This is a genomic window from Bacillus paranthracis (assembly GCF_001883995.1).
Classification (GTDB): Bacteria; Bacillota; Bacilli; order Bacillales; family Bacillaceae_G; genus Bacillus_A; species Bacillus_A paranthracis.
The window spans coordinates 1-22,157 of sequence record NZ_MACE01000039.1; the positions used below are offsets into that span (position 1 = coordinate 1).

The following is a 22,157-nucleotide window of genomic DNA, read 5'->3' on the forward strand; positions in this document are numbered from 1 at the left end:
AAAGAAGTTAGGTGGGGGGCAACTGCCCGTAAAAGCCCGATTAGTTAGGGCTGATTAAAGTTTCACTTTATAAGGCGAAGAAGAGATGTACCCAGTAGAATAAGAGGAATAATGTAACGACTGTTGTGAGTGGAATAACGATAAGGGATACACTTAAATAGTCTTTCCATTTTACTTTAATTTTGTTTTGTTTCAGGATATACATCCAAATGAGAGAAGCTAGCGTACCGATTGGTAATAATAGTGAACCGATGTCACTACCAATGATATTTGCGAGATAGATAGTTTTTAATGTGACTGGATCTAATCCCATTTCTGTTAACGTAATGGTCCCAATCATAAGTGCAGGGTGATTATTGAAGACATTGGAGAGGAGAGAAACGAGTCCACCCATTGCAAAGCTAGCATAAAGCAGATGTTGACTTACAACTGGTTCAAGCCATTGGACAAGCGCTGCTGTTAATCCTGCGTTGTGGAGCCCGTAAATAATGACATACATAGAGAAAGCAAAAATCAAAATGTGCCAAGGTGTCTTTTTCAAAATGTCGACAGGGTTCGTTCGTAAGTAGTACCATCTCCAAATAAGAAGAACGAGTGAACCGAGTACGGCAACAATCTCGATTGGGATGGATAAGAAGGATGCAACGAATAGAAGACAGCGCATAAGGAAGACGAAGCCTAATACTTTTAGCATGAACCTTGTCCGTTTTTGTTTCGTATCAACTGAATTTTTTCCTTTTAACGGATGAAAGTTTTTCGTGAAGAATATTTCTTCAATATCATATGAAGAAACAGGCAATTTTTTCGGAAGTTTTTTCTTCAAAACCGTATACATAAGCCATGACATAAACAATAGTCCTAATGTTGCAGGTACAAACATCATAGCAGTATGCATATAAAGAGTCATATTCACGATATTTAATGCGATTAAGTTTACGATATTACTTACACCAATTGGTGCACTAGATGCAGTAGCGATTAAAGCACCGCTTAATAAATAAGGGATTTGTTGATGCGGTTTTAATTGAAGATTTTTTAGGAGAAGAATTAAAATTGGCGTTGTAATTAAAATACTACCGTCGTTATTAAATAAAAGAGTCATAAGAAAACATAATAATTGAATATACCAGTATAAGCGGCGCCCGGAGCCTTTTGCTAGGTTTGCAAGTTTCGCTGCGGACCAGTGGAAGAAGCCGAAGCTTTCTAATATAACCGCCATAACGATGGTCGCTAATATTGTTATGGAGGCACCGCCAATTTTACTAATAATGTCCATGACGTCTGGTTTTGATACAAGTCCAGTAATCAGGATAATGCCAGCGCCAATTGCTGCCGGCCACGCCTCATTTAAACCACGAGGTCGCCAAAAGATAACAATCATTGTTAAGAAGAATACAATAATAGTAATCCATATTTCAATGCTCATATTTTACCTACCTTTCTACTTTTCCTTAAAGTAATGTAGCTTGTCTTAAGGTTTGTATTGGTAGTATATTCAGCAAAAAATAAGAAGAACTAGACGTATAACGGAGTGCAATAAATATGTGTTTTTCAAGTTATGGGACAAGTATCTCTCTTAGTGAAATAACTATTGTGAGAGGAGTCTAGAAATTAAGGGGGCAGTAAGATAGTAAATGAAATTTATATGGGCGATTATGGAGATATATCGGCGCAACTCAAAATATATCAGCGATTATTGAAATATATCGGCGCAACTCAAAATATATCAGCGATTTTTAAATTATATCGACTTATCGACAAAACATGACAAAAGGAGCCCACCCCAAAATACCTTTTGGAACAGGCCCTACAATATTATTTTTCCTTCAAAAAAGTTCGATCCTTCAAGAATAAATTCCAGAAGAAAATAAATCCTGGTAATAAAATTGCAATCCCAATTGCATATAGAATAAGCAATGCATAGAATGTTTCGACCGTTGTAAAGCTTGTAAATACAGTTACATCAGGATAAATAATATACGGTAAATGCGCAACGCCGTAAGCATAACTTGCAAATGCATATTGAGCGACGACTGCTAAAACAGCGATGCGAGGGTATCCTAGTGTGTCATACTTCTTGTTTGTCCACCAAAGAGAAGAGTATCCGATAATGAATAAAACGATAGAAACTGTAAACCATGTGAATTGCTTTATTAGCCCTTGCATAAGCCAGTGTGTTTCCGGATCCATTACAACGAGGGCAATAATCGCCGTAACGAGCGTTGCAGGACCAAGGATAATCGCGTTTCTTCTATAAATTCTATATGCATCTTCTGAACCTTGTTCTCTCGCAAAATCAGCAAGAAAGAGAGAGGAAAGAAATAGTTCCGAAGTTAGTCCGAAGAGCATATAACAATAAATAACAGGACTAGAAAGAAGTTTTCCATATAGGAGTACTTCTTTTCCTTCAGACATTGTAATATAGGCACCTTCTGTAACAGGTAAAACGGTAATTAATAGGGCTGGAATTAAGAGTCCTGTAATACCTGAAATAATACGAAGAAGGTGTTGGTACTTCGGCAGGGAATAAGCAAATACCATAAATGTACTGCGAATTGCCACGAGTACTAGAATTAACATAACGGGTACGAACATTACCGTTGCTAGGGTAAAAGCGGCTTTCGGAAAGAAGCCAAGAAAAGCGACAACGACAAAGACGAGAAATGTATTTGTTACTTCCCAAGTCGGTGATAAGTATCGGTTGGCAAGCTTGGCAGCTAGCGTTGGATGTTTTGCGTATACCATGCCCCAAAAACCTGCTCCAAAATCGATGGACCCTAATATACTGTATACGAAAATAAGAGCCCATAAGATGATGATTGCAATACTTTCCTCATGCACGAGAATCGCCTCCTTCGTGATGTAAATCATTTGTAAGCGGATGTTTCTTAAAGAATGTCCGTAGTACAAAAACTGTTAAAATACCGAGTCCAATATATAAAATGATGAATAGAATAAATAAAGGACCGACAAAATCAGCGCGTGTAGAAGCGTCGACTGTACGTTGCATACCGTAAATGGTCCATGGCTGACGACCGCTACAGCTGAAAATCCACCCAAATTCAATGCCGAGCATCATAACTGGTCCACATGCGGCAGCTCCCCAAAGAAGCCACTTCGGTAGCTCTGTTTCTTTTTTTCGGTAAACAAAGTACCAATATAAGAGGGCAATTGCTGCAACTGCAAAGGTAAAGGCAGCAGTGCCAACCATTAAATTGAACAGTGTATGCGTGTAAAATGGTGGCCATGTTTCTTGTGGAAATTCCTTTAGTCCTTTTACGACAGTGTTAGGGTCTAGTCCTACTAGTAGGCTAAGCATGTTCGGAATTTCTAGTGCATAGTTTAGTTCAAGTGTGTTAGGATCTACAACGCCGCCAATTGATAACGGTGCATGTGATGTCGTTTCAAATAAAGCTTCAGCAGATGCCAGTTTTTCAGGGGAATGCTTATGTAAAGCAATTGCCGATTCGTGTCCCGAAAGCCACATCGTAGCGCCTGTAATAAATGTCACGACGAGTCCTAACAGTAGTCCTTTTTTATGATATGCCACTTCACGTTCACTTACATTCTTCTTTAATAATTTAAATCCGGCGATAGAGGCAATGACGGCAGCTCCAGTTGCGTAGGCTGTAATCACAACGTGGAATGCGCTCGTGCCAAAACTCGGATTAAAGAAAGCTTTCCACGGATCAACGTTAAAAACTGATCCATCTGGTCCCATTGAAAAGCCCGCGGGTGTATTCATCCATGTATTTGCCGATGTAATAAGCACGGCGGATGCCGTGGCACCAATCATGACGAAGAATAGCGAGATTAATCTCATGAATGGAGGTAGTTTGTCAGCTGCATATACATAAATGGACATGAACAAAGCCTCTAAAAAGAAGGCGAAAATCTCAATTTGAAAGGGAACAGAAATAACCTGCCCAACAATTTTGGCAAAACCAGGCCAAAGCAGTGAGATTTGCACACCAACGATTGTTCCAGTTGGAATTGCTACACCGAGAAGGATGGCAAAAGCCTTTGTCCATCTTTTCGCCATAATGGCGTAGTCGGAATCTTTCTTCCAGTGATAGAGTATTTCACTTATAAAAATCATTAATGAAAGTCCGACACCAAGTGTTGCGAAGATAATGTGGAATGCTAGTGAAGAACCGAAAAATGCTCTTGCTAATGTTACCGTATCCATATGTAAACTCCTCTTCTTTTTTGCCATTATTTTCTGATTGAATTGGAAGATTTATTCAAAAAAACTACCAAAAATATATATGTATTTAAAAAGTGGATATGGTAATATAATGTTTGAATATTCTAAATAGAAAGAAGTTAATATTTTGTTTGTTTTTTAGTGAGGAATATTTTATAATCTTTTATGCGAACATAAGTTCTGTTTTTGGAGTGAAGAAGTTTATGTGAAATGGAGAGGATGTTTTATGTATCCTGAAGTCATTAAAAAGATGGCATTTTCAAAAGAGCATAGAGATTTATTATTGAAGCTGTATAATAAAGAGATTACGCGTAGTGAGTATGATCGACTCGTAGAATCGCTATATAGACCTTCTAAAGAGGCTTGTGAGGGATAAAGGAACGGGAGACAATCTATTAGATTGTCTTTTTTACATTTACGTATGTTCTGGTAAAATTAAGGATAGCCTTACTAGGGAGGTGAAAAGTTTGCGGAAACGTATATATATAGTGATTGGCGTTATTCTTTTAATCGCTTTAGGTGGAATTGTATTTTGGTCAGCTTTGCAAGGAAACCGTACGGAACATTTTATTTTAAGACATATGGTGAATGAAAATGGGACGCTTGCTACATATCGTTTAGAGGATACAAAAGCAGGTACTGGTGAAGCGAAAGGCCGTGAAGCTTTATCGGAATCAGCAGGACTATGGCTGCAATATACACTCGATAAAGACGATCAAGCGTTATTCGATGAACAAGTTAAGGTTATTCAAAATAACTTTGTACATAAGAACCAAATTGTTTTATGGAAAATCTCTGAAAAGGGAGAAATGCAGTCAGCTACAAATGCACTTATTGATGATCTTCGTATTATAGAACAGTTATATCGCGCTTATGAAATGTACAAGGAAGAGCGCTATAAAAACTTGGCAGATCAATTGAGTGATGCTGTAATTCGTTATAATAAGAAAGATAATTATTATGTTGATTATTATGATGCAGATGCAAGGAAACAAAATGATTTTGCAACAACGTCATATGTAAATCCGCATGCATTCTCCTATATGAAAAAGTATGGAAAAGTTTCTGCTCAGCAATATGAGGAAGTCGTTCAATTTTTAGCGGATTATCCAAGGCATGGATGGGCATTCCCGAAAGAGTATAAAGCAGATGGTACATTTACGTACGACAAAGAAGTGAATCTGATTGACCAATCATACGTTGCATATCATCGTAGTTTAGGTGGTCTTTCATCAGATGCTTATTTGGAATTTATAAAGAAGAAATTCCAGGAGGATGGAAAGCTATACGGTCGTTACAATTTAGAAACGGGAAAACAAACTGTGAATTATGAATCGCCAGCCGCTTACGGATTAACGATTTTGTACGTACTACAAACAGGTGATACAAATTTCGCAAAGGAATTATATGATCATATGGCCACATTCCGAAATGACAACGTATTTAGTAGATACTACGGTGGATATGTAACAGGCGAAAATAACAATACGCATATTTTTGATAATGTTTTGCCGCTTTTAGCTGAAATAGAATTAGAGAAGAGTGAAAAATAAAAGGTGCCACCCTATGGGGATGGCATCTTTTATTGTTTAATATCATTTTAAGTCCTAATATTGGAGAAGTAATCAATTACGAATTCACGGAATTTCTGAGCAGTTTTCGATAAGTAACGTTTTTTTGACCAGCTTAACCCAATCGTTCGCTCACAATTTGGTTCAATAATACGTAACTTATTTAATGCTAAAGTAGAGTTTTTTAATAAAGTTAAACTTGGGACAAAGGCGATGCCGAGGCCTTGCTTAATCAGGTCGCTAATCACGGTTGGTTCATCTACTTCAAAAGCAATATGTGGAGTGAAGCCAGCTTCTTTACAAAATTCATCTGTTAAGTGCCGAAATCCGTAACCAGTGTTCATACTAATGAACGGTTCGTCTTTTACTTCATGCAAATATACACTTTCACGTTCTGATAAACGGTGCCCTGAAGGGACGACTAAGAAAATTTCTTCTGTAATAAGTGGTTCCCAAATAATCTCTTCGCCTTCAATTGGCACAGAAGAAATGCAAAAGTCAATTTCTATATTATCTAGTTGTCGTTTCATAGAAGGAGTAGATGCGAGAAATTGTTGGAATCGAACGTTAGGATGTTCTAGTAAAAAAGAACCAATTAGTTCGGGTAATATTCTTGGAATAGAAACAGCCAACGTAATAGAGCTTTGTTGTAAGTCAGCTAAATTTTTAATTTCTCGTTCGCCTTCACTTAATTCATGAAAAATGCGCTCTACTCGTTTTAAAAATACTTTCCCGAAAGAGTTTAATGTAATTTGTCGCCCTTGGCGGTCAAATAACGGAACGCCCAAGTCCTTTTCTAATCTAGCAATTGTTTTGCTGAGCGAAGGCTGTGCGATATGCAATTCTTCAGCGGCTTTTGTCATATGCTCTAATCGTGCAACTGTTTGAAAGTATTTTAGTTGAAGAAGTTCCATTTTGACTCTCCTTTCTATAGACCAAAAGGAATGGATTGATAATTAAAGATGTATTATACAGTATGGAAATGGACGTGTATAGTAAATCTGTTAAACCATTCTAATGGTGTGAAATTCGGAGAAGGAGTATGTTTCATGAAAGGAATTCAACTTGTATTTAAAGATTGGAAAGCGATGTGGCACCATAAACATGGGCGTATCGCTTTAATTTTTTTGTTAATCGTTCCTTTAATTTATTCAGGGTTCTTTTTAGCTGGATATTGGGATCCATACGGAAAATTAGATAAATTACCTGTTGCGATTGTAAATTTAGATAAGGGTGCTGCAATGGATGAGAAAACAATTCATGCAGGAGACGATTTTGTAAAAAATTTAAAAGAGAATAAGGAACTGGCTTTTCATTTCGTATCAGAAAAAAATGCTGAGGAAGGGCTAAAAGAAGATAAGTATTATATGGTTGTTACGATTCCAGCCGATTTCTCTAAAAAGGTAAGTACACTTATGGATGAAAAACCAGAACCAGCACAATTGCAGTACAAAGTAAATCCGGGTAAAAACTTTGTAGCAGCGCAAATTGGAACGACAGCTGTTGAAAATATGAAAACAAAAATTTCAAATAGTATTACGAAATCTTATACAGAAGGTGTCTTTTCAAAGTTTCAAGACTTAGCACAAGGGTTGAGTGATGCAAGTAATGGTGCTGGGAAGTTACATGAAGGAACGACAGATGCAAGAAATGGGGCAAATCAGCTTGCAGATGGTATTCATCGTTTAAGTGACGGGACATCAAAAGTGAAAGAGGGAAGTGAAAAACTTGCTTCTAGTCAATCAGCTTTAACTGATGGAGCGAATGAGCTGAGTGAAGGGGCAAAATCCCTTCATAGTGGTATGGAGTTATTAGCACAAGGTGAAAAAAACTTACAATCAGGGGTTAGTGAATTAAGTGCTGGTACAAATGAATGGGTGAACGGAAGTGAGAAACTTGCTGACGGGCAAGTGAAAGCGGACAATGCAGCAAATAGTGTAAAACAACAATTAGAAGAGTACGTGAAAAGTCATCCAGAGGTGCAGCAAGACCCTGCTTTTCAAAAGATTATCGCTACTTCTAATGGATTAGCTCAAGCAACAAACACTTTAAATAATAGTCAGAAACAATTGACACAAGGTGCACAGAAGCTTGCAGATGGTCAGCATAAGGTTGAAGAAGGTATGAATACATTCGGAGTTAAGTTAAATGAAGCTACTGCTGGAACGAAAAAGATAGCAGATGGTGCTACAAATTTAGCTAGTGGATTTACGAAATGGGGAACTGGGTTTACATCATTACAAGAAGGTGTAAATCAACTTGCGAGCGGGGGAACAGAGCTGAATCATGGTGCTGATCAGTTAACGAACGGACTTGTTAAACTTGACGATGGTGCGAAAGAACTTTCTACGAAATTGGGAGAGGGCGCAGAGAAGATAGCGGATGTTCGCAATGATGATGCACGCAATACGATGTTCTCAGAGCCAGTTCAATTAGTGAAGTCAACAGTTTCTGACGTGCCTAATTACGGTTCAGGTATTGCACCATATTTCTTATCACTTGCATTTTATGTTGGCGGAATTATGGCGTCGAATATTTTACCGCTTGGCCGTAGACAAAATATGAAAGTAAGTGGAACAGTACATTTTATTAACAAATTAGGCTTAGTATATGTAATTGGACTTATTCAAGCATTGCTTGTAGATGTAGTTGTGCTAGGAGTTATGAAATTAGAAGTTGCAAGTGTGCCACTCTTTGTTTTATCAAGTATCGTTATTTCCTTTACGTTCATGACGTTTATTCTTATGTTAGTAACGGTATTTGGTCTTGTTGGAAAGTTCTTAGCGGTAACGCTTCTCGTCTTGCAATTAGCGACGAGCGGTGGGACTTTCCCAGGAGAATTAAATATAGCTGTTCTTAGCAAGATTGGACAATTTCTCCCAATGTCCCATTCTCTTAGAGGATTGCAAGATGTGATTTCTTTAGGAGATTGGTCGCAATTACAAATGCAAATTTTAATATTGTTATGCTATCTCGTTGTTGCTGGTGGAATTGCTTGGATCACGAGCCATATACAACATAGGGAAACGAATGCAGAACAAGTTTCTTAAAATGAAAGAAGCTATCCGACTTTTTCGGATAGCTTCTTTTTTATTTGCGTTCCATTACCGCAAAGTAATTGTTTTCATTATCAGCAAAGTTAAAAGCTCTGCCAGTAGGTAAATCTACAACTTGTCCAACAGTAACGTTTTTCTCAGAAAGATCTTTATATAGTTGATCTAAGTTGTTAGAGAAGAACATAAGTGAAGGAGTACCTAAGTTTAATTCAGGTTGCATCTTTGCAATTAACTCTTTATCGTGAAGAACGATGCTTGTTCCTGCTTCTTTTGACGGTGCAATTTCAATCCAGCGAAAACCTTGTCCGTTATTTTCTTCCGCAATAATTTGGAATCCTACTGTCTCAGTCCAAAATTGCATGGCTTCATCTTGATTATTTACATATAACATAATTTGTCCAATTTGATTAATCATAGGTGTGTCCTACTTTCTTTTCGTGTATGGAATTCTATTATATCAAAGATATGGTTTGAATACCTTTTCGTGATTTTTCCGAAGTACAATCTTCGCCCATCTCATATTTGCCCTAGGAGAAGGTCCTGTAATCCATGTATGAAATGGTAGTGCACTGCATATGACCATTGCTGAAATCGAGATTGTGGCTGTTATTGTAAATAATAATAGGCTATATAATATTGTGTTTTCTTGCAGTGTGAATAGAGAAAGAAACTTTGTACATAGTTGCAAGAAGAAAAAGTGAGCTAAATAAGCACCATATGTGTAATTCCCGATAAATCGTAAAGCTTTATATAAGAAACCGCGTCTCTGTACGATTGTAATAGAAAGCACGTAAAGTATGATAATTTCGCATACGATATATAAAAACATAGACGGTTTTAAATAAGTCGAAACGGTTAAATGAATAGAGTTTGCTCCGTAAAAACTAAATAACTCATAATTGATGAATAAAAATAAGACGAAAAATAATATTGTGATAAGCGGGATATGTTTCATAACAAATGTACGCCACGTTTTTAGTGCTACAGCAGCGATTCCTCCCATGACGAAATAGAACGAGTAGAAGAAGAAGGAACGGTCTGTATAATGTAAAATTGTTGAGCTAGTCAATTTCTCTCCATTAAAAATGTAGTGCGAAGAATACCACATTAAGAGGAAATATAAACAAGCAAAGATAGTCATATATTTATATATGTCTTTTTTATTTTCTGTTCGTTTTTGAAACCAATAAAATAGTGTGCACAGCAAAGGGAACAATAGGTGAATTTGGAACATCATAATCACGTACCAAAGGTGAGGTGCGGCTGTTCCGAGTAATAAACTTTTTATTCCGCTTTGTAGTGTAATCATATCGTTTGTTGTTAATAAGTAAAGAATAGACCAGAAGAGATAAGGAATGAGTAAATGTGCGGCTTTTTCAGAAATATATTCTTTGTATACTAATTGCTTTGTATAGTGACGAATTAAGTGGAAGCCGACGATAAATATGAATGCAGGTGCTGAAAATTTTGCAAGGTTAAATAGCATGCCCATAATGAGGGATTGCTCAAGTAAGACATTTCCTTGATTCATTGTATATAATAACGAACTTTGCAAAACGACAGCAAGAAATGCAATGCTTTGCAGAACTTTAAATTCAGGTGCGCTTTGTGTCATTAGGTCCATCTCCTTTTCCATACATGATTATAGTACGGAGAATGAATAATGGATGTGGAATATTTGTGAAGATTTTAACAAATTTGTGGCGGAATAGATTATATCGACGATTTTTCGGATATATCGTTCATAACTTCAAATATATCAACGATTTTTTCAATATATCGACGTTTCGACAAGGGATATCGACTTATCAACAAATAACGACAAAAAGAGGATGCTCAAAACGAGCATCCTCTTTCTAACTATTAAGCAAATTTGTTTTTGATCCAGTTCTTACCTTCTACAAGGCGAGCTGTCATTACGGCACAAGCGTTATCTGCTGTTACGTTTAACATCGTTGCAGGAGGATCAATGATTGTACTGATTGCTGCGATAATTGGCAATGCTTCTGGCGGGAAGCCATATAAAGAAACGATTAACATTTCACCAATCATACCGCCGCCTGGAATAGCGCCCATTACTGTTCCTACTAATAGAGAAACAACAAGTGCGATTGCTAATGTTTTCGGTCCTTCGAATTCCATGTTGAAAATACCGAATAAGAAAGCAATTTTTAATACGCCGCCTAAAACAGAGCCGTCTTTATGAAGTGTAGATCCAAGAAGGACAACTGTTTCACGAACGTCAGAAGAGATACCCATTTTCTTCGTTGCTTCTAAGTTCGCTGGAATACTTGCGGCACTACTACAAGTTGCAAGAGATGTAACTGTAGGAGAGACCATGTTCTTCCAAAATACTTGTACACCTTGCTTGCGACCTGCAAGGTATGCATAGAACGTAAAGAATACAAAGAAGTAAATAAGAGACGCTGGATAGTATACCATTGCTGCTCGGAAGTAAGTTCCAAGAAGCTGTGGTCCGAATTCACCAACTAATGCTGCGAAGTAAGCAGCAAGTCCGATTGGAGCGTAGTACATAATGAAAGATACGACTTTCATTGAAATTTCTGCACCAGCTTGTAAGAATGTAGCGAATGGTTTTCCTTTTTCACCAACTGCTGAAGTTGCAATCCCCATTAAAATAGAGAAGAAAATAAGAGCTAACATATTTTCACGAGATAGTAACTTCGAGAAGTCAGATACTGTTAGAATACCGACGATTTGATCTGCAACACTAACTGCTTTTTCAGCTTTGTCAGGTTGGGTTAGTTCTAATACAACACCTTGTGCTGGCGGGAATACTTTCACGACAATAATCATAAAAATAGCAGCTAAAATACTTGTAAATAAGAAAGTCCCAGCCATACTAGACATAATTTTACCGAAACGTTTTAATCCATCCATATTAGCAATAGATGACGCGATGCTAAAGAACACTAACGGTACAACAATCGTAAACATTAAGTTTAAGAAAATGTCACCAAGCGGCTTTAAAGCAACTGCATCGGCACCCATGAAATAACCAATGAAACCACCAATTAGGATAGAAGATAATAAAATAAGTGGAAAGCGATATGCCTTCATAAATATATCCTCCTATCAATTAAAAAAATCATACTGAATTATTATAGCGAGTTAAAGTCCTCTTTACTAGGAGAATACGGATAGATGGAATAGCGTGAAAACCGAGAAATTTTTGTTTTTAAGCTCGGCATACAGCAGGAAATCTAGACATATATATTTGTAACCTAGTTGTGGTAAGGGATGCGCCATCATTTAGGTTGAGAAGAAGGGGGAGGGAAGCGAGATGAATATTTTGCTTTGCTGTGCAGCGGGAATGTCTTCCAGTTTGATTGTTACTAAAATGGAGAAAGCAGCAGAGGAAAGAGGAATAGAGGTAAAGATTTGGGCTGTATCAGGTTCTGAAGTAAATAGCCATATTGATAAAGCCGATGTACTTTTACTTGGGCCACAAGTACGTTATTTATTACCGAAAATGAAGGAATTATGTAAGGAGAAAGGGGTACCTGTTGATGTCATTCAATCCGTTCATTACGGACTTTGTAATGGGGAAGCTATCTTGCAAGCAGCTTTGTCAATGAAACCATGAGGAGAGTGGGATAGATGATACGGTTTTTAGAGAAATATGTAATGCCGGTAGCAGGAAAGGTTGCAGAGCAGAGGCATTTGCTAGCAATTCGTGATGGACTTGTATTGACGATGCCATTCTTAATTATAGGATCATTTTTCCTCATCATTAGTGCTTTACCAATACCAGGTTATAATGATTTTATGGCAGGTTTGTTTGGGGAGAATTGGCAGAGGGCTTTGGGGTATCCAGTTAGTGCAACTTTTAATATAATGGCTTTAATAGCTGTTTTTGGAATCGCTTACAGACTTGGAGAATATTATAAAGTGGACGCTTTAGCATCCGGGGCATTGTCGCTTGTGACGTTTTTACTTGCGACACCATTTCAAGTTGCATATATTATACCAAGTACAAAAGAGAGTGTACTTGTAGAAGGTGCTATCCCAGCTGTATTAATGGGAAGCCAAGGGTTATTTGTAGCAATGATTATTGCACTTATATCTACTGAACTTTATCGGTTTATTGTACAAAAAAAGATAATTATAAAGATGCCAGAGACAGTTCCGCCAGCTGTGACACGTTCATTTGCCGCGCTTGTTCCAGGATTTATTGTTGTAACGGTTATTTGGCTTTTACGCTTAATTATAGAAAATACTTCTTTTGGCAGTATCCATAATATTGTAGGGCAAATTTTACAGGAACCACTTAGTGTACTTGGTGCTAGTCTTTGGGGCGCAATAATAGCTGTTATTCTCGTTCATGTTCTTTGGTCATGTGGAATTCATGGAGCTACTATTGTTGGTGGTGTAATGAGTCCCGTTTGGTTGTCGTTAATGGATCAAAACCGAATTGCTTACCAAGCAGGGCAAGATATACCAAATACGATTACTGCACAGTTTTTTGATTTATGGATTTATATGGGCGGATCTGGTGCAACGCTTGCTTTAGTTGTAGGAATGTTATTATTTGCCCGAAGTCAGCAATTAAAAAGTATAGGTAGATTGTCAATTGCGCCTGGTATATTTAATATTAATGAGATGGTAACTTTTGGGATGCCGATTGTCATGAATCCAATTTTATTAATTCCATTTATATTGGTTCCAGTTGTGTTAACAATTGTTTCTTACTTTGCAATGGAATGGGGATTAGTTGCTCGTCCGAGCGGTGCTGCTGTTCCTTGGACGACACCAATTCTATTTAGTGGATATTTAGGATCAGGTGGGAAAATTTCAGGTGTTGTTTTACAACTTGTTAACTTTGCGCTTGCATTCTTCATTTATTTACCGTTCTTAAAAATATGGGATAAACAAAAAGTGGCGGAAGAAAAGGGGGAGTAAAGAACTAAAATGGATACGATAGAAACGAAGGCCTTTCACTTAATCTTGCATGGGGGAAATGCGAGAAGTTGTTCAATGGAAGCAATTGATTGCGCGAAGCGTGGAGAGTTTACAGAAGCAGAAGCGAAATTACAAGAAGCGTTAGAGGAATTAAAAGAGGCACACCGTGTACAAACGGATCTCATACAGAAAGAAGCTGGTGGTGAAAAGACCGAAGTTACCCTTCTGATGGTGCACGCACAAGATCATTTAATGAATGCAATTACGGTGAAGGAATTAGCGAGTGAATTTGTAGAATTATATAAGAAGATGTCGGTAGCTGAATGAACCTTGCGTATGCAAGGTTTTTTATGTATGTGTCTGTACCATCAGTGGAATATGTGTTCCACTGATGGTATTTACAATCCTCCTTCTTACAAATGAGTAAGAGTGATATTTAATCGACAGTAACAATCTCCCCTATACCACGGATTAGCTTTTTTATATGCATCTCATTTGGTTTCAATATACTTACGATATAATCAATTGCTATTTGCGGTTCAACGGTTGTACCGCACGTATAACAGTCGATGGCTGCAAAGTTTTTTTCTGGATAAGTGTGAATAGAAAGGTGGCTTTCTGATAGTAAAACTAAAACAGTAACGCCATGCGGATGAAATTCTTTTGTACTTACGTTTAAAACGTGGGCACCAGATTGATCAGCAGCGTGAACTAAATGATGTTCTAAAAAGTAAATATCATCTAATAGGGAAAAATCCACTCCCCATAAATCTACTATTATATGCTTACCGAAAGTAGAATATTCCATAAGGTAGCGCTCCTTACTATAATGTTGTTAAAATTCCATTTCCTGTTTGTAACATTGATGTAGGACAAGATTCGATTCTGAGTTTAAAAGAGCGAGATTACGTTGTTCTAAATGTTCTTCTCTAAATTGAAATAAAGGAGAAAGAAGAGAAGGTAATGTTCGAGGTGTTGGCACTACATATAATTGCTCAATTTGATCGAGTACATAGGCAGAATTAGCGGCAATATGAAATCCCCAGTCAGTTCCGAAAGACGGAACGATTGTATGATAACTTTTCACAGTTAATCCCGCATGTTCAATTGTGTTACCGATACTCCAATATACTAGAGGTGCATCAGCTGGTGAATTAGATTGGCAGACGAATGCTCCGCCTTCTGTTAAGAATGTAGCTATCCGAGCAAAAAGTTCGCTTGTATATAAAGTACTTAAAATCTCTGTTGCTGGATCAGGAAAATCAATAATAATTACATCGTATAAGGATGAAGGAGAATTTAGAAATTCTTTCGCATCACATACGTGCACATTCACGCGACTATCCAAAAATGAATTGTTGTTTAAAGATACTATTTCTGGAACATTACGTGCCATATTAATCATTGCCTCATCTAAATCAACAAGGTCTACATGTAGCACAGTTTCATATTTCAAAACTTCTCGCAGGGCAAGGCCATCGCCACCACCTAATATGAGAACACGTTTTGGATCAATTACTTTTGACATAATTGGATGCACAAGAGCTTCATGATAAATTTGTTCATCAACGGAACTAAATTGTAATTGCTTGTCCAAATATAAACGGATATCGCTTACTTGTAGCAAATGAATATTTTGATAATTGCTTTTTTCATTCAATAAACTTGTATGTTCACCAGCTTGTATTTCTTTTAAAGAAATTTCATCCCATATATCTAGGTTGTGTGAATCCGTGGGTACTATGACTACATTTTCCGTTTGTGCTTGCTTGTCCTGTTTATCCTGTTTGTCCTGCTTATTTTCTATTTCCTGCTGTTCTAGTTCAAATTTGTTAGAGTCTAATTCAGAACGTTTGTCTTTTTTATAGCTTATTATTCTATAAATCTTTATTTTGCTTTGTTTTCTATGTTTTGGCATAGGAATCCCCTTTCGAATTGTGTTACTTTACTCTATTCTATGTGATTTAGTAGAGTTTGCTTGGACAATAGATAGAGGAGTTTTTTTAATAGATTTTCACGCTAAAAAATTTTTTAGTGTTTTTTTTGTTTTAAACACAACTAGACAACTAAACACTAATCTATTTTCATACAGTTATGTGTTAAAAGCGTGTTGTTTTATAACACACTGTGTGTTTTTTGATCGACACACTAATTGAAAGCGTTAACACACAAAGAAAATAGTCGAAAAAGTGCTGATTTTAGTGGTTTTAAAAAGTTGGCACGCTAATTGCATTAATAAATAGCGTAAAGAAAAATAAATAAAATATAAATTTTTTATACTACACAAGGGGGATTTTCAAATGAATATTTTATTATGTTGCTCAGCAGGGATGTCTACAAGTTTACTAGTTACAAAAATGGAAGCGGCTGCAAAAGCTCGCGGTCTAGAAGGAAAGATTTGGGCTGTATCTGGGGATGCAGTAAAAACAAATATCGATCAAGCAGATGTATTATTACTAGGACCACAAGTTCGTTACATGCTGTCTTCAATGAAAACGCTTGCTGATGAGAAAAACGTTGGAATCGACGTTATCAATCCAATGCACTACGGCATGATGAATGGAGAAGCAGTTTTAGATCACGCATTAACACTAAAAAAATAATTAGGGGGGAAGCGAAATGCAAAAGTTTATTGCATTTATGGAGAAATATTTAGTTCCTATCGCAGGTAGAATTGGATCGCAGCGCCACTTAGTTGCGATCCGTGATGGATTTATCGCAGTTATGCCTCTTATTTTAGTTGGATCATTTGCAGTACTTATTAATAACTTACCAGTGGATGCATTCCAAAAATTTATGAAAGGTGCATTCGGGGAAGTTTGGAAAGACGTCGGTGGCGGTATGTGGACTGGTTCCTTTGCTATACTTGCCCTCATAGTCGCAGTTGGAATCAGTTATAATTTAGCAAAATCTTACGGCGTAGATGCGTTGTCAGCAGCAATTATTACATTCGGTGCATTAATTATTATTTCTCCGACAACGCCAAAAGAAGGTGGTATTGATTTAGCTTGGACAGGGGCACAAGGTCTATTCGTTTCTATCATAGTGGCTCTTCTTGTAACTGAGGCATTTAGATTCTTTGTTCAAAGAGATATTACAATTAAAATGCCTGATGGTGTTCCACCAGCAGTAATGAAATCATTTGCAGCATTAGTTCCAGCATTCGTTATTTTAATCGTAACAGCAGGCATTCAATTAGCAGTAAAATTAGCAGGAACAAGTATTCATAAATTCGTATTTGAAACAATTCAAGTACCATTACAAGGTTTAGCAGGTACATTGCCAAGTGCCATTATTATAGCGTTGCTTATTCACGTATTATGGTTCTTCGGATTACATGGTCCGAATATTATTGGGGGTATTATTGACCCAATCTATTTGCCAGCGTTAGAAAAAAACATGAAACTATTTGATGGTGGTATGTCTGCATATGATGTACCGCATATTTTCACAAAGCCATTCTTTGATGTATACGTGTACATTGGTGGATCTGGCGCAACATTAGCATTCTTAGTTGCAGTAATGCTTGTTGCAAAAAGTGCGCAGCTTCGCGGTGTAGGTCGCGTATCTATCGGACCTGGTTTCTTCAATATTAACGAACCAGTTATTTTCGGTACACCAATTGTATTAAATCCAGCATTAATTATTCCATTTGTACTTACACCAGTGGTATTAGTTATTACTTCTTATACAGCAATCTCTTTAGGATGGGTACCAAAAACAGTTGCTTTAGTTCCATGGACAATGCCACCAATCTTTAGTGGTTATCTTGTAGCGGGCGGAAGCATTGCTGGTGCAGCATTACAAGTAGTGAACTTTGCAATTGCGGTAGTAATTTACTATCCATTTGTATTAATGTGTGACCGTACTTATGTACAAGCTGCAAAAGCTGAAACAAAAGGAAATGACAATTCAGTATCACTTTAAAAAGTATTGTTCTGACGAGTTTTTATAGCTCGTCAGAACAACTAACTTTTATATCATGTTCAAAAAGATGAGATCCATCTACAAGAACACCAAACTATCATTCATAAATTAATATTTTAATAGAAATGTTCAAACTGAAGGGGTATGTAAGTCGGTTGAACGATAATAGAGAGGGCGGTAATTATGATGACTACAGCAGAACAAATTCCATTCCAATTGATTTTAAATAGTGGTAATGCACGAAGCTTTGCGATGGAGGCACTTCAATTTGCCAAACAGGGGAAAATGGCAGAGGCTGATGAAGCGATGGTAAAGGCGAAAGAAGCGATTAATGAAGCGCATCATTTCCAGACAGAGCTCATACAATCAGAAGCAAGAGGAGAAAAAACAGAGATTAGTGTTCTTTTAATTCACGCACAAGATCATTTAATGAATGCGATTACAGTAAAAGAATTAGCAGCAGAGTTTATCGATCTTTATAAAAAGCTTGAAGCGAAAGGGGAATAAAGCATGACTGGAATTAAAATTGCTACAATCGGCGGTGGATCTAGTTATACACCAGAGTTAATTGAAGGATTTATTAAACGTTATGATGAGCTTCCTGTTCGTGAAATTTGGTTAGTAGATATTGAGGCAGGAAAAGAAAAGTTAGAAATCGTTGGTAACTTAGCGAAACGTATGGTAAAAAAATCTGGTTTACCAATTGAGGTACATTTAACGCTTGATCGTCGCGAAGCATTAAAAGATGCTGACTTCGTAACGACGCAGCTTCGCGTAGGTTTATTAGAAGCTCGCGCAAAAGATGAAGCAATCCCGTTAAAATATGATGTAATCGGTCAGGAAACGAATGGTCCTGGTGGTTTATTCAAAGCATTGAGAACGATTCCTGTTATTTTAGATATTTGTAAGGATATGGAGGAGCTTTGTCCGAATGCATGGTTAATTAACTTTGCAAATCCAGCTGGTATGGTAACAGAAGCTGTTCTTCGTTATACAAATATTCAAAGAGTAGTTGGTCTATGTAACGTTCCAATCGGAATCCGTATGGGCCTTGCGAGATTACTTGAGGTAGATGCAAGTCGTGTACACGTTGACTTCGCAGGTTTAAACCATATGGTATACGGACTAGATGTATATTTGGATGGCGTAAGTGTAATGGATCGTGTGTTAGAACTTGTAACAGATCCAGAAAAGCAAATTACGATGGAAAATATCGCTGCGCTTAACTGGGAGCCAGACTTTATTCGCGGCCTTCGTGCAATTCCATGTCCATACCATCGTTACTACTACAAAACACGTGAAATGCTAGAAGAAGAGAAAGAAGCTTCGGTTGAAAAAGGTACACGTGCAGAAGTAGTAAAACAATTAGAAGATGATTTATTCGAGTTATATAAAGACCCGAATTTAGATATTAAACCACCACAATTAGAAAAACGTGGAGGCGCTTATTATAGTGACGCAGCATGTAGCTTAATTACGTCTATTTATAATAATAAAGGTGATATCCAGCCTGTTAATACACGAAACAACGGAACAATTGCAAGCTTGCCACATGATTCGGCTGTTGAAGTGAACTGTATTATTACGAAAGAAGGTCCAAAACCAATTGCAGTTGGAGATCTTCCGGTACCAGTTCGCGGTTTAGTACAACAAATTAAATCATTCGAGCGCACAACAATTGAAGCTGCTGTTACAGGGGATTATCATAAAGCGCTGCTTGCTATGACAATTAACCCACTTGTACCATCAGATAAAGTGGCAAAACAAATTTTAGATGAAATGTTGGAAGCGCATAAAGAATATCTTCCGCAGTTCTTCAAAAAGGTAGAGAAATAAAAGCGGCGCTATTTAGCCCGCTTTTTTTTATCCTATTAGGAGGTATTACAATGATTAAGTTAATTGTAAATGCAGATGATTTCGGTCTTACAGAAGGTACAAATTACGGCATTATTGATGGACATATAAATGGACTTGTAAATTCAACGACGATGATGATGAATATGCCAGGAACAGAGCATGCGGTACGCTTAGCAAAAGAGTATAAAACGTTAGGGGTAGGCGTACATCTCGTATTAACGGCAGGGAAACCGCTTCTTGGAGATGTACCGTCACTTGTAAGTAGCGATGGATTGTTTCATAAACAAAGCATCGTATGGGAAGGGAAAGTAAATCCAGAGGAAGTCGAGCGAGAATGGACTGCTCAAATTGAGAAATTCTTATCTTACGGATTAACGCCAACTCATTTAGATAGTCATCACCATGTGCACGGATTACCGGTTTTGCACGATGTTCTTGAGAGATTAGCGGCTACATATAATGTTCCGATCCGTCGTTGTGAGGAAGAGCGAGCAGTACGCCCATTTTCTGACGTATTTTACAGTGATTTTTACGCAGATGGTGTGACGGAAGATTACTTCGTGAAGTTAAAAGAAAGAGTACAAGGTGAACAAACGGTAGAAATTATGGTTCATCCAGCTTATATTGACCCAGAGCTTGTGAAGCGTTCTTCTTACGTAATGGATCGCGTGAAAGAATTGCGTATTTTAACAGAGAGTGAGTTGCCTGAAGGAATAGAGCTTGTAAAGTTTTAATAGAAAAAAGACGGCTACATTATGCCGTCTTTTTTTATTTACAAAATGGATAGAATATATCCGCCAAAGGCTCCAAGTATAACGATAACCCAAGGTGGTGTTTTCCAAAAAGCGAGCAAGCAAAATAGAAGAGATGCAAAAACAAAATCTACAGCGTTCATAATCGTGCTTGTCCAAATCGGGTCATAAAAAGCTGCTAATAAAATACCGACAACGGCCGCATTGACTCCAAGTAGTGCGCCTTGTATGAAAGATATTTTTCTCACACTGTCCCAAAAGGGTAAAACACCAATAACGAGTAAGAAAGCAGGAAGAAAGATCGCAATTGTTGCAAGTATGGCACCAAGCGTCCCGTTTAACACTGCTCCTATATAAGAGGCGAATGTAAATAGTGGTCCTGGCATTGCTTGTGTTAATCCGTATCCAGCTAGGAATTGTTCTTTCGTCATCATTCCGTTTTGTACGAACTCACCTTCAAGAAGGGGGAGGACGACGTGTCCGCCTCCAAATACAAGTGCGCCAGAGCGATAGAAACTATCAAATAAAGCGATGTAATAAGAGAACGGTCTTAATATTGGTAGCAGTAGTAATAGTCCGAAGAATAAGACGAGACAAGAAACTGCTATCTTTTTTGAAATAGGTACTTTTATATGTTGAGATTGACTAATTGGTTCGTTGCGATATAAAAGCCAGCCGATAAAGCCAGATATGATAATGAGAGTGACTTGTGTCCAGCTACTTGGCCATAATAGGGCGATTGAGGCAGTTGCAATTGCAATCGTCGCACGATTTCGGTCTGGCGTTAATTTTTGCGCCATTCCCCATATTGCATGAGCGACAATAGCGACTGCTACAAGTTTTAGCCCATGAATCCAGCCAGTACTTCCAAGGTCGAACTGATTAAGGAATGAGGCGAAGAAAACTAAAACAAGCACAGACGGTAAAGTGAACCCAATCCATGAAATAATAGCTCCGAATACCCCGCCTCTTAATAATCCAACGCCCATACCGACTTGGCTGCTAGCAGGACCAGGGAGGAATTGACATAGTGCTACTAAATCTCCATAGATTCGTTCATCCATCCATTTTCTTTTTTGTACATATTCGTGGTGGAAATAGCCGAGATGGGCGACGGGGCCACCAAACGAAGTAAGTCCTAATTTAAATGAGACGAGAAAAATCTCTAATAATGTGTGAAAAGTGTATTTGTTATTTTCCAAAACGACCTCCTAGAATGTTTTTCTAAGTGCATTATACAAGAGGTAGTAAAGAAAAAGGAACGATTCTAGTGTAAAGATTATGTGAATCTTTTCTTCGTAATTAACACTTGAAAAAGTCATAAATGATTATGTATAAACCATAAAGTAGTAGAAGTAGTGCTGGGAAATTTATATAAGGAGAATGCCCGTATGACAACACATTTCTTTGCGAGGTTAACAGGTAAGAGGGAAATACCTCCTGTAAATACAGAAGCTTATGGCGTAGCAGAGTTTATATTTAGTGAGGATTTAAAGAAGTTGCAATATCGGGTCATATTGAAAAACATCGAAAAAGTTACATCATGCCAAATTCATTTAGGGAAAGCAAATCAAATTGGTCCAATTGTTTTAAGTTTATTTGGTCCATTAAAGCAAGGTATTAGTGTTAATGAAGGAGTCGTCACTGGTGTAGTTAATGTGGGGGATTTTGAAGGGCCTTTACAGGGGCGAGCGTTTGATAGCTTACTGCAAGAAATTATTCAGGCGAATGTATATGTAAATGTTTATACGAAGTCCCATAAGAAGGGTGAAATAAGGGGGAGAATTAGGAAAGTAAAGAAGTAGCAAAAAGGCTGTTCATATTGAACAGCCTTTTCTGTTATAAGGTGCGAATTTTAGCGATT

22 protein-coding genes are annotated in these 22,157 nt (G+C 37.5%); 12 read left to right on the plus strand and 10 right to left on the minus strand.

All coding sequences use genetic code 11. The features are described from left to right. Positions 1 to 67 precede the first annotated feature (67 nt). The 3 genes from BAQ46_RS15015 to cydA all read right to left on the minus strand — a co-directional run bounded on the left by BAQ46_RS15015 (position 68) and on the right by cydA (position 4,189). A complete protein-coding gene (locus tag BAQ46_RS15015; RefSeq protein WP_000021134.1) occupies positions 68 to 1,426 on the minus strand; it encodes an arsenic transporter in 1,359 nt (452 codons plus the stop codon). A 389-nt stretch (positions 1,427 to 1,815) separates the two neighbouring features. Then, positions 1,816 to 2,841, minus strand: coding sequence for a cytochrome d ubiquinol oxidase subunit II (locus BAQ46_RS15020; RefSeq protein ID WP_000544181.1), 1,026 nt, complete (start codon positions 2,839 to 2,841; stop codon positions 1,816 to 1,818). Next, positions 2,834 to 4,189, minus strand: coding sequence for a cytochrome ubiquinol oxidase subunit I (gene cydA, locus BAQ46_RS15025; protein ID WP_000381959.1), 1,356 nt, complete (start codon positions 4,187 to 4,189; stop codon positions 2,834 to 2,836). Before cydA ends, BAQ46_RS15020 begins: the two co-directional genes overlap by 8 nt. A gap of 244 nt (positions 4,190 to 4,433) precedes the next feature. Between cydA and BAQ46_RS30675 the strand changes: the two genes are divergently transcribed. After that, complete coding sequence (locus BAQ46_RS30675) at positions 4,434 to 4,583, plus strand: hypothetical protein (protein ID WP_000283184.1); 150 nt, start codon at positions 4,434 to 4,436, stop codon at positions 4,581 to 4,583. A 91-nt stretch (positions 4,584 to 4,674) separates the two neighbouring features. Then, positions 4,675 to 5,760, plus strand: a complete 1,086-nt coding sequence (locus tag BAQ46_RS15035) for a hypothetical protein (RefSeq protein WP_001231578.1) — start codon at positions 4,675 to 4,677, stop codon at positions 5,758 to 5,760. Between the two features lie 47 nt (positions 5,761 to 5,807). Here BAQ46_RS15035 and BAQ46_RS15040 read toward each other — a convergent pair whose 3' ends face one another. Beyond that, entirely contained in the window at positions 5,808 to 6,692 is an 885-nt protein-coding gene (locus tag BAQ46_RS15040; RefSeq protein WP_071742108.1) for a LysR family transcriptional regulator, read from the minus strand. A gap of 135 nt (positions 6,693 to 6,827) precedes the next feature. Here BAQ46_RS15040 and BAQ46_RS15045 point away from each other — a divergent pair, with 135 nt between their 5' ends. Further along, entirely contained in the window at positions 6,828 to 8,828 is a 2,001-nt protein-coding gene (locus BAQ46_RS15045; protein WP_000676362.1) for a YhgE/Pip domain-containing protein, read from the plus strand. 40 nt (positions 8,829 to 8,868) lie between these two features. Here the strand turns inward: BAQ46_RS15045 and BAQ46_RS15050 are convergent, their stop codons facing one another. From BAQ46_RS15050 to BAQ46_RS15060, 3 genes are all read right to left on the minus strand, one after another. Further along, positions 8,869 to 9,249: a VOC family protein gene (locus BAQ46_RS15050; protein ID WP_000609839.1), complete on the minus strand. Its 381-nt coding sequence runs from the start codon at positions 9,247 to 9,249 to the stop codon at positions 8,869 to 8,871. A gap of 42 nt (positions 9,250 to 9,291) precedes the next feature. Next, a complete protein-coding gene (locus tag BAQ46_RS15055) occupies positions 9,292 to 10,449 on the minus strand; it encodes an acyltransferase (protein ID WP_071742109.1) in 1,158 nt (385 codons plus the stop codon). Between the two features lie 248 nt (positions 10,450 to 10,697). After that, entirely contained in the window at positions 10,698 to 11,915 is a 1,218-nt protein-coding gene (locus tag BAQ46_RS15060; protein WP_000649370.1) for a dicarboxylate/amino acid:cation symporter, read from the minus strand. Positions 11,916 to 12,138: 223 nt separating this feature from the next. On the opposite strand from BAQ46_RS15060, the gene BAQ46_RS15065 reads away from it, so the two are divergent. Genes BAQ46_RS15065 through BAQ46_RS15075 form a run of 3 tightly spaced genes read left to right on the plus strand, consistent with a single transcriptional unit; the run spans position 12,139 to position 14,084 of the window. Next, positions 12,139 to 12,441 (plus strand): PTS sugar transporter subunit IIB, encoded by a 303-nt coding sequence (locus BAQ46_RS15065; protein WP_071742110.1) that lies wholly within the window; start codon positions 12,139 to 12,141, stop codon positions 12,439 to 12,441. Between the two features lie 14 nt (positions 12,442 to 12,455). Beyond that, positions 12,456 to 13,757: a PTS cellobiose transporter subunit IIC gene (gene celB, locus BAQ46_RS15070; protein WP_000617774.1), complete on the plus strand. Its 1,302-nt coding sequence runs from the start codon at positions 12,456 to 12,458 to the stop codon at positions 13,755 to 13,757. Positions 13,758 to 13,766: 9 nt separating this feature from the next. Continuing rightward, positions 13,767 to 14,084 carry a PTS sugar transporter subunit IIA gene (locus tag BAQ46_RS15075; protein ID WP_000379634.1) on the plus strand — a complete coding sequence of 106 codons (318 nt, stop codon included), beginning with the start codon at positions 13,767 to 13,769 and terminating at the stop codon, positions 14,082 to 14,084. Between the two features lie 109 nt (positions 14,085 to 14,193). On the opposite strand, the gene speD is transcribed toward BAQ46_RS15075, so the two are convergent. Both speD and BAQ46_RS15085 read right to left on the minus strand, forming a co-directional pair. Next, on the minus strand, positions 14,194 to 14,565 hold the full coding sequence (speD, locus tag BAQ46_RS15080; RefSeq protein ID WP_048557375.1) for an adenosylmethionine decarboxylase: 372 nt from the start codon (positions 14,563 to 14,565) through the stop codon (positions 14,194 to 14,196). A 27-nt stretch (positions 14,566 to 14,592) separates the two neighbouring features. Next, a complete protein-coding gene (locus BAQ46_RS15085) occupies positions 14,593 to 15,675 on the minus strand; it encodes a polyamine aminopropyltransferase (RefSeq protein ID WP_071742111.1) in 1,083 nt (360 codons plus the stop codon). 382 nt (positions 15,676 to 16,057) lie between these two features. Between BAQ46_RS15085 and BAQ46_RS15090 the strand changes: the two genes are divergently transcribed. The 5 genes from BAQ46_RS15090 to chbG all read left to right on the plus strand — a co-directional run bounded on the left by BAQ46_RS15090 (position 16,058) and on the right by chbG (position 20,275). Next, positions 16,058 to 16,360, plus strand: a complete 303-nt coding sequence (locus BAQ46_RS15090) for a PTS sugar transporter subunit IIB (protein WP_001023567.1) — start codon at positions 16,058 to 16,060, stop codon at positions 16,358 to 16,360. 16 nt (positions 16,361 to 16,376) lie between these two features. After that, positions 16,377 to 17,684 (plus strand): PTS cellobiose transporter subunit IIC, encoded by a 1,308-nt coding sequence (gene celB, locus BAQ46_RS15095; protein ID WP_061131818.1) that lies wholly within the window; start codon positions 16,377 to 16,379, stop codon positions 17,682 to 17,684. 183 nt (positions 17,685 to 17,867) lie between these two features. Then, positions 17,868 to 18,191: a PTS lactose/cellobiose transporter subunit IIA gene (locus tag BAQ46_RS15100; protein WP_000989050.1), complete on the plus strand. Its 324-nt coding sequence runs from the start codon at positions 17,868 to 17,870 to the stop codon at positions 18,189 to 18,191. A gap of 3 nt (positions 18,192 to 18,194) precedes the next feature. Continuing rightward, positions 18,195 to 19,520 carry a 6-phospho-beta-glucosidase gene (celF, locus tag BAQ46_RS15105; protein WP_000145757.1) on the plus strand — a complete coding sequence of 442 codons (1,326 nt, stop codon included), beginning with the start codon at positions 18,195 to 18,197 and terminating at the stop codon, positions 19,518 to 19,520. Positions 19,521 to 19,570: 50 nt separating this feature from the next. After that, positions 19,571 to 20,275 (plus strand): chitin disaccharide deacetylase, encoded by a 705-nt coding sequence (gene chbG, locus BAQ46_RS15110; protein WP_071742112.1) that lies wholly within the window; start codon positions 19,571 to 19,573, stop codon positions 20,273 to 20,275. Between the two features lie 38 nt (positions 20,276 to 20,313). Here the strand turns inward: chbG and BAQ46_RS15115 are convergent, their stop codons facing one another. Next, positions 20,314 to 21,495, minus strand: a complete 1,182-nt coding sequence (locus tag BAQ46_RS15115) for a chromate transporter (protein ID WP_000429773.1) — start codon at positions 21,493 to 21,495, stop codon at positions 20,314 to 20,316. A 189-nt stretch (positions 21,496 to 21,684) separates the two neighbouring features. Between BAQ46_RS15115 and exsM the strand changes: the two genes are divergently transcribed. Then, the gene (gene exsM, locus BAQ46_RS15120; protein WP_000207029.1) at positions 21,685 to 22,098 is read left to right on the plus strand and encodes an exosporium regulatory protein ExsM; all 414 of its coding nucleotides are present in this window, start codon (positions 21,685 to 21,687) and stop codon (positions 22,096 to 22,098) included. The last annotated feature ends 59 nt before the right edge of the window (positions 22,099 to 22,157 follow it).

Excerpts from the sequence above, each read along its gene's own strand:
- BAQ46_RS15090 (WP_001023567.1), top strand. The coding sequence starts at position 16,058 with ATGAATATTTTATTATGTTGCTCAGCAGGGATGTCTACAAGTTTACTA.
- celB (WP_061131818.1), top strand. The coding sequence starts at position 16,377 with ATGCAAAAGTTTATTGCATTTATGGAGAAATATTTAGTTCCTATCGCA.
- exsM (WP_000207029.1), top strand. The coding sequence starts at position 21,685 with ATGACAACACATTTCTTTGCGAGGTTAACAGGTAAGAGGGAAATACCT.
- cydA (WP_000381959.1), bottom strand. The coding sequence starts at position 4,189 with ATGGATACGGTAACATTAGCAAGAGCATTTTTCGGTTCTTCACTAGCA.
- BAQ46_RS15075 (WP_000379634.1), top strand. The coding sequence starts at position 13,767 with ATGGATACGATAGAAACGAAGGCCTTTCACTTAATCTTGCATGGGGGA.
- BAQ46_RS15050 (WP_000609839.1), bottom strand. The coding sequence starts at position 9,249 with ATGATTAATCAAATTGGACAAATTATGTTATATGTAAATAATCAAGAT.
- chbG (WP_071742112.1), top strand. The coding sequence starts at position 19,571 with ATGATTAAGTTAATTGTAAATGCAGATGATTTCGGTCTTACAGAAGGT.
- BAQ46_RS30675 (WP_000283184.1), top strand. The coding sequence starts at position 4,434 with ATGTATCCTGAAGTCATTAAAAAGATGGCATTTTCAAAAGAGCATAGA.
- BAQ46_RS15055 (WP_071742109.1), bottom strand. The coding sequence starts at position 10,449 with ATGACACAAAGCGCACCTGAATTTAAAGTTCTGCAAAGCATTGCATTT.
- celF (WP_000145757.1), top strand. The coding sequence starts at position 18,195 with ATGACTGGAATTAAAATTGCTACAATCGGCGGTGGATCTAGTTATACA.
- speD (WP_048557375.1), bottom strand. The coding sequence starts at position 14,565 with ATGGAATATTCTACTTTCGGTAAGCATATAATAGTAGATTTATGGGGA.
- BAQ46_RS15015 (WP_000021134.1), bottom strand. The coding sequence starts at position 1,426 with ATGAGCATTGAAATATGGATTACTATTATTGTATTCTTCTTAACAATG.
- BAQ46_RS15085 (WP_071742111.1), bottom strand. The coding sequence starts at position 15,675 with ATGCCAAAACATAGAAAACAAAGCAAAATAAAGATTTATAGAATAATA.
- BAQ46_RS15065 (WP_071742110.1), top strand. The coding sequence starts at position 12,139 with ATGAATATTTTGCTTTGCTGTGCAGCGGGAATGTCTTCCAGTTTGATT.
- BAQ46_RS15040 (WP_071742108.1), bottom strand. The coding sequence starts at position 6,692 with ATGGAACTTCTTCAACTAAAATACTTTCAAACAGTTGCACGATTAGAG.
- BAQ46_RS15045 (WP_000676362.1), top strand. The coding sequence starts at position 6,828 with ATGAAAGGAATTCAACTTGTATTTAAAGATTGGAAAGCGATGTGGCAC.
- BAQ46_RS15060 (WP_000649370.1), bottom strand. The coding sequence starts at position 11,915 with ATGAAGGCATATCGCTTTCCACTTATTTTATTATCTTCTATCCTAATT.
- celB (WP_000617774.1), top strand. The coding sequence starts at position 12,456 with ATGATACGGTTTTTAGAGAAATATGTAATGCCGGTAGCAGGAAAGGTT.
- BAQ46_RS15100 (WP_000989050.1), top strand. The coding sequence starts at position 17,868 with ATGATGACTACAGCAGAACAAATTCCATTCCAATTGATTTTAAATAGT.